A 6,326-nucleotide genomic window follows, 5' to 3' on the forward strand; every position below is an offset into this window, starting at 1 on the left:
TTTTTTATGATCATTGCTTTAAGTTCTCTGACTATTTCTTCAGTCTTCAACAATTACTTGCGGTCGCTTGGTCAATCGACAGAGTAGCTCATAACCAATAGATTGATTGCACTGTGCAACTTCGTCAATACTTTGCGTATCTCCCCAAAGTTCTACGGTATCGCCTAATTTCACTTGATTTTTAATACTGCTCACATCAACCGTGATCATATCCATACTGACACGACCTACTACAGGTACTTTTTGACCTGCAATAGCGATGAAGTTTTGCGCAAATAAAGAACGTGGATAACCATCACCATAACCGATAGAAACAACGGCAATGGTCATGTCACGATCGGAAGTAAAGCTAGAGCCATAGCCAACATGTTCGCCAGTCTTAATTGGATTGATCGCAATGATTTGTGCTTCAAACTGCATCACCACTTCAATACCTAAAGATGAAGCCGTGCGATCAAAGAACGGGGAAGCGCCATACAGCATAATTCCGGGACGGACATAATCAAAATGCAAATCAGCCCAATTATAAATCGCCGCAGAGTTACAACATGATACTTCGATCGGTGCGCAAGCTTGTTTGATGGATAAAAGTTGCTCAATTTGCACCTGATTCATTGGGTGGTCAGGGACATCCGCATTGGCAAAGTGCATTGCAAGTACGCAGTGAAAGCCTTCATTTTTTAAGTGCTGAATCACTTCAATAATTTGATCGGCTTTAAAGCCAAGACGATTCATGCCACTGTTGAGTTTGACCCAAACTTTTAAGCCTGCATTTTTATAATTGTCTTTATGCTCAAGTAGCCAATCTAGTTGTTGCTGATGATGAATGACGCATTCAAATTTTTGTTGAATCGCAATCGACATTTCTTCAGCTTCAAATACACCTTCAATCAATGTAATTGGTTTGTCATTACCAAGAGTGCGAATTTCTAGTGCTTCAGCAAGGCTTGCAACACCGAAAGCATCTGTATTTGAAAATGCCTCAACCGCATGTTGTACACCAATACCATAAGCATTGGCTTTCACCATGCTGATCACCTTGCTGTTTGGTGCAAGGTGTCGAACGCGTTGTAGATTGTGTTGTAGCGCAGATTTGCGGATACGAATAACAGCGTGACGCACTATAACTTCCTTAAAACCGTAATGACAATGAGTTCGTAATGACTTTATTCATCGTCTTGGAATTGACTATAGAACTCTGGAGAGAGGTTACTAAATCGGGTGTATTGACCTTCGAATGCAAGGCGAACCGTACCAATTGGACCATTACGCTGTTTACCAATGATAATCTCAGCGGTGCCTGCTTCTTTTGACTCTTTATTATAAACCTCGTCACGGTAAATAAACATAATCAAATCCGCATCTTGCTCGATCGCACCTGATTCACGCAAGTCTGACATGACAGGGCGTTTGTTTGGACGATTCTCAAGACTACGGTTGAGCTGTGAAAGGGCAATCACAGGGCAGTTCATTTCTTTTGCCAAAGCTTTTAGACTTCGAGAAATTTCTGAAATTTCGCCAACACGGTTATCGCCCATACCTGGTACTTTCATGAGCTGTAGATAATCGACCATGATACAGCCGAGTTTGCCACCATGTTGTTTGGCGATACGACGTGCACGCGCACGGACTTCTGTTGGCGGAAGTGCTGAAGAATCATCAATATACAAATGCTTTTGCTGAAGATGAACCATACTACTGGTCACTTTTGACCACTCATCTGCATCCAAATTACCTGAACGTAAATGCCCTTGATTAACTCGTCCAAATGCGGAAATTAAACGCATGGCAATCGAATCCGCAGGCATTTCCATTGAGAAAACTAATGCAGGCAGGTCGCAGTTAAACAATACACTTTCCACCAAGTTCATGGCAAAAGTCGTTTTACCCATCGACGGACGAGCTGCCACAATGATGAGATCACCAGATTGCATACCATAAGTTTTATTATCGAGCTCTAAGAAACCTGTGGTCAAACCAGTAATGTTACCTTCAAGTTTGGAAAGCTCATCGAGTTTAGTCACGACTTTTGCTGTGACATCGCTGATAGATTGTGGTCCTGACTGGCTTTGACGGTTATTATATTGTTCTGCAAGTGAGAAGATATTGGTTTCTGCACGATCAAGAATATCACGGACACTTTGACCTTTTGGATCATAAGCTGTACGTAGGATTTCATTGCCGACGGATATCATATTGCGCAAAGTTGCTGTTTCTTTCACTTTTTCTGCGTAGGCAGGTAAGTTAAATAGCGACGGTGGTGACTCCGCAAGGAGTTGCATCAGATAGGCTTCACCGCCTGCATCCTCTAGCATGTGTTGATTGGTCAGCCAATCATTAACCATCACGGCATCATAAGGTTGATTTGAATCTGCAAGACTTTTAATCGCACGAAAGATATGGCGGTGACGTGTCGCATAAAACTCATTCTCAAGCAAAATATCAGCAACACTTTCCCAAGATTCGGCAACTGTCATTAACGCAGCGAGAACAGCTTGCTCCATCGTCAGGTTGTGCGGTGGGGTGCGAAGATTCGGATTGTTTTCCGAGATTTCGGTATTGCTCGATTTCTTCGTTTTTTTTGCGGTGGAATCCGTTGCTGCCATATTGCCGTATGCCTATTGCATGAAATTAAACGATCAAAAAAGTAGTTTGGAGATTTTGTCTGACTACAGATTTAGCGATAAATTTTAGCACTAAAGTGGGTTGATGGGGCAGGCGTGGTGGATAAAATTGATAGCAGATCCATATAATTTTTTAGAGCGTGTTAGGGCTTAGCTATAAATCTCTATAATTGTAAGTGAATTTAAACACACTTAGCAGTCTTCTGAATTTGTGAAATTTTGACCTGTGGCTTGGTGTTGTTTTTATTTGTATGGTTGAGATTGAAGTTCACTTATCCAATTAAAGCAGACGAATTATAGTCAGAAAGTTCATCATTAATTATCAAAAAAACTTACAAAAGATAAAAAGAATGAGGGGTGTTAATAAGATATTATAGATTTGCTTAAAATTTCATAAACAATAAACAATGAATCATCAGATAAAATTACATGGCGAAGCGTTGCCATTAAGTGCGTACGGGACATCATACTTTTGGTTTGATTCCTTGACTGGGGTAGAAAAGCTCAACGAACTATTTGAATACCAGTTGGTGGTCAAAGTTCGGGATGAATACCACAATCCAGTACATGGCTATGCGGGCTTAGAAGGGTATGTATCTAAACATAGTGCAAGCTCAGGAGGCACCCCTGCCTCAGACCTCAACCTACAAAGCTTGATTGGTACGGAACTTGCGATCCAAATCCGCCTAGATGGCTTAATGCTCGAATACAGCCAGCTCGACCAGATCAATCACAACAGCAGTGAACACACCCAACAAAATGCCCTCAATGGCGTACGCTACTACCGAGGACTGGTCAATCGAGTTGAAGTCCTACCCGTACGCAACCGTCATGCTAGCTATAAAATCACCCTCGTGCCATGGCTATGGCTACTGACTAAAAGCAGCAACTATAAAATCTACCAAAAGAAAAGTGCGCTTGAGATCATCGAAGAAGTCCTGAGCAACTACCCCTATCCAGTAGACTACCGCTGTAGTGGCAGCTATCCAAGCCTGGATTACCAAGCGCAATACGGAGAAACCGACTACCAGTTTATCCAACGGCTGATGCAAGAACACGGCATCAACTTCCACTTTGAGCATAGCAAAAACCAACTGACCTTAGTCCTGTCAGACCACAATGCCGCATACAAAACAATGGAAGCCAGTGGCTACCAACAACTGCGTATCTACCCACCGAACCAACGCTTCCCTAATCGTGCAGAATACATCGAACACTTTGAAGCGGCACAACAACTGGTCAGTGGTAAAATCCAACTCAGCGACTACCAATTCAAACAACCCAAACTGACCCAAACTGCGCAAGACCAATACCTCTGGGAACACGCCTACGCAGAACAAGAAATCTACGAATGGCAACAAGGCGACTTTATCAGTGCAGAAGATGGTGGACAAGACAAAGCCAAACAACGCATCGAAGCGCTACACCAACACGGCTACCGTGCCCAAGGCAAAGGACGCCTAAAAGGACTACAAACAGGCTACCGCTTTGAGCTCAATAACCACCCGAACAGTGAATCCAATCGCAGTTGGCTGGTACTGGGAACCCAAACCACCATCCAAGACCTGAGTGAAGAAAAATCAGACAACCAATTCTACGATGGACAAGTCGAATTCCTCGTACAACCTGATGACCACACCTTAAGACCTGACCGTACCCAACACAAACCACAAGGACGCCCACAAACCGCCACCGTCGTCGGTCCTGCAGACGAAGAAATCTATACCGACCAATACGGACGGGTGAAAGTACAATTCCATTGGGATCGACTGGGTGCCAAAGACCAAGACAGCACCTGCTGGCTCAGAGTATCTACCGCATGGGCAGGGAACAACTACGGCACCATCCATCTGCCGAGAATTGGACAAGAAGTCATTGTTGACTTCTTCAATGGCGACCCAGACATGCCCTATGTTGCAGGACGCTTGACCAACCCTGAACACATGCCACTGTGGGAACTACCAAGCCAAAAGGCACTGTCAGGGATCAAGTCCAAAGAACTGGGCGGAAGCCAAGCCAACCAACTGGTGATGGATGACACCCCTGAACAAATTCAAGTGCACCTGAAAAGTGACCACCAGAGCAGTGAACTAAATCTAGGCTACATTACTCGCATTCCTGACCCAAGCGGACGCAAGGATTATCGAGGGGAAGGCTTTGAACTGAGAACCGATGGGCATGGGGTAATCCGTAGTGATCAAGGCTTAGTCTTGACCACCCACGGTAAACACAACGCAGAAAGCTACATCAAAGACATTGCTGAAAGTACCAGTCAACTACAAAGTGCAGTCGAACAACACAAACTGCAAACCGAAGTGGCGATTAACCAAAAGGCAGATGAACGCAACATTGATGCCACAGCACAAACGAAACTAAAACAACAAAGCCAAGAGATTGAAGGGAAAGGGACAAGCACAAACAGCAAAGGCAAATACAGCGAACTCGGACAAGCACATATTCTACTGGGTACCCCTGCAGGCGTAGCCATCGCAGCCCAACAAAGCATCCACCTCAATAGTGAGTCACACATTGCGTTGACCAGTGGTGCTGACGTAAGTATCGCCAGTGGAGAGCGCTTATTTGCCAGTACCGTGAGTGGGATAAGCTTGTTTACGCAACAAGGTGGTGCAAGATTATTTGCAGGGAAGGACAAGTTAGAGATCCAAGCACAGGATGGGGTGCTGGATGTCATTGCGAGATTAGGTATACAAATTATCTCGACTGAGCAAGGAGTAGAAATCATTGCAAAAGAAGGTATTCAGCTGAATGCGGGTGGTTCGCAGATAGAAATTGCTGATGGTGTAAAGATCAATACAGGTGGGAAATTTGAAGCGAAAGCTAGTGAGCATAAATTTATAGGTCCCCAAAGTATTGGCGTAGATATAAATGATCTACCTGCACTAGAAATATTTAATGAACGCTTTCAAATGTTTCTGCCATCGGGTGAACCATTATCATTTGTCGACTATAAAGTATCTAATTCTGAAAAAGAAATTTTCGCCAAGTCTGATGATGTTGGAAAAACAAAAGAGATTCATTCTAAACAAGAAGAGGCATTAAAGTTAGATCTTTTATGGATGGATCTAGAGCGGTCTGATGAAGCCGAATCGGGTGTGGATGTTGATAAAGGTGAAAGTGTATGACGAATGGTTTGAATTGGACAAGTAATACTAATACCACCGAAAACAGCTGCCAAAATGCAACATGTGATTGCCTAACAATGTGGGAAATCTACCAACAGGAGGTCATGAAACGACTTTCCAATGTTCAAAATCAAAAAAACAACGGATATAAACTTGAGCCTGGATACGAAGCTAGAGCTAGGCGAATTGCTGCAACTTATGCAAAAATTTATCTAGAGCAAGAGATCAATGGTAATGATAGTCTTATTGGGCGTTATTATTGGATGGGCTTAGGGGCATTTGCATCTAAGACTGTAGCTGCAATTTTTAAGCATTGGAGCAGTATATTTGGTTATAACGTTGGGGTGACCGAGGCGATTAACTTATTTGCTAGTGGGAATCTATGGTTATGTATGGATATCGCACCTTGGCATTTTATGGAGACTGTAAATAAAACTGTGTAAACGCTTAAACTATCCCTCAACGTTGTTGGGGGTAACACAGGTGTTTACCATGAAAGATGAAGCAATGTTGGCATTAGCTAAAGAATTTGCCAAAAACCTAAAAACAGAAGCTGACC

The 6,326-nt window shown here is 43.3% G+C and carries 3 protein-coding genes and 1 pseudogene; 2 read left to right on the plus strand and 2 right to left on the minus strand.

From position 1 onward, the window contains the following. Window positions 1–39 precede the first annotated feature (39 nt). Both alr and dnaB read right to left on the minus strand, forming a co-directional pair. Window positions 40–1,122, minus strand: coding sequence for an alanine racemase (gene alr / locus ACE3PQ_RS06855; RefSeq protein ID WP_374296390.1), 1,083 nt, complete (start codon window positions 1,120–1,122; stop codon window positions 40–42). Between the two features lie 44 nt (window positions 1,123–1,166). Then, complete coding sequence (gene dnaB / locus ACE3PQ_RS06860; RefSeq protein WP_374296391.1) at window positions 1,167–2,606, minus strand: replicative DNA helicase; 1,440 nt, start codon at window positions 2,604–2,606, stop codon at window positions 1,167–1,169. Window positions 2,607–3,031: 425 nt separating this feature from the next. Here dnaB and ACE3PQ_RS06865 point away from each other — a divergent pair, with 425 nt between their 5' ends. Further along, window positions 3,032–5,767, plus strand: a complete 2,736-nt coding sequence (locus ACE3PQ_RS06865) for a type VI secretion system Vgr family protein (protein ID WP_374296392.1) — start codon at window positions 3,032–3,034, stop codon at window positions 5,765–5,767. Then, a pseudogene (locus ACE3PQ_RS06870) lies at window positions 5,764–6,180 on the plus strand (DUF2515 family protein); the annotation flags it as partial. The gene ACE3PQ_RS06865 and the pseudogene ACE3PQ_RS06870, both read left to right, overlap by 4 nt. Between the last annotated feature and the right edge of the window lie 146 nt (window positions 6,181–6,326).

It is taken from the genome of Acinetobacter sp., assembly GCF_041911495.1.
Lineage (GTDB): Bacteria > Pseudomonadota > Gammaproteobacteria > Pseudomonadales > Moraxellaceae > Acinetobacter.

Bases quoted from the DNA above. Each gene is read 5' to 3' on its own strand.
- ACE3PQ_RS06865 (WP_374296392.1), top strand. From the start codon at position 3,032: ATGAATCATCAGATAAAATTACATGGCGAAGCGTTGCCATTAAGTGCG.
- dnaB (WP_374296391.1), bottom strand. From the start codon at position 2,606: ATGGCAGCAACGGATTCCACCGCAAAAAAAACGAAGAAATCGAGCAAT.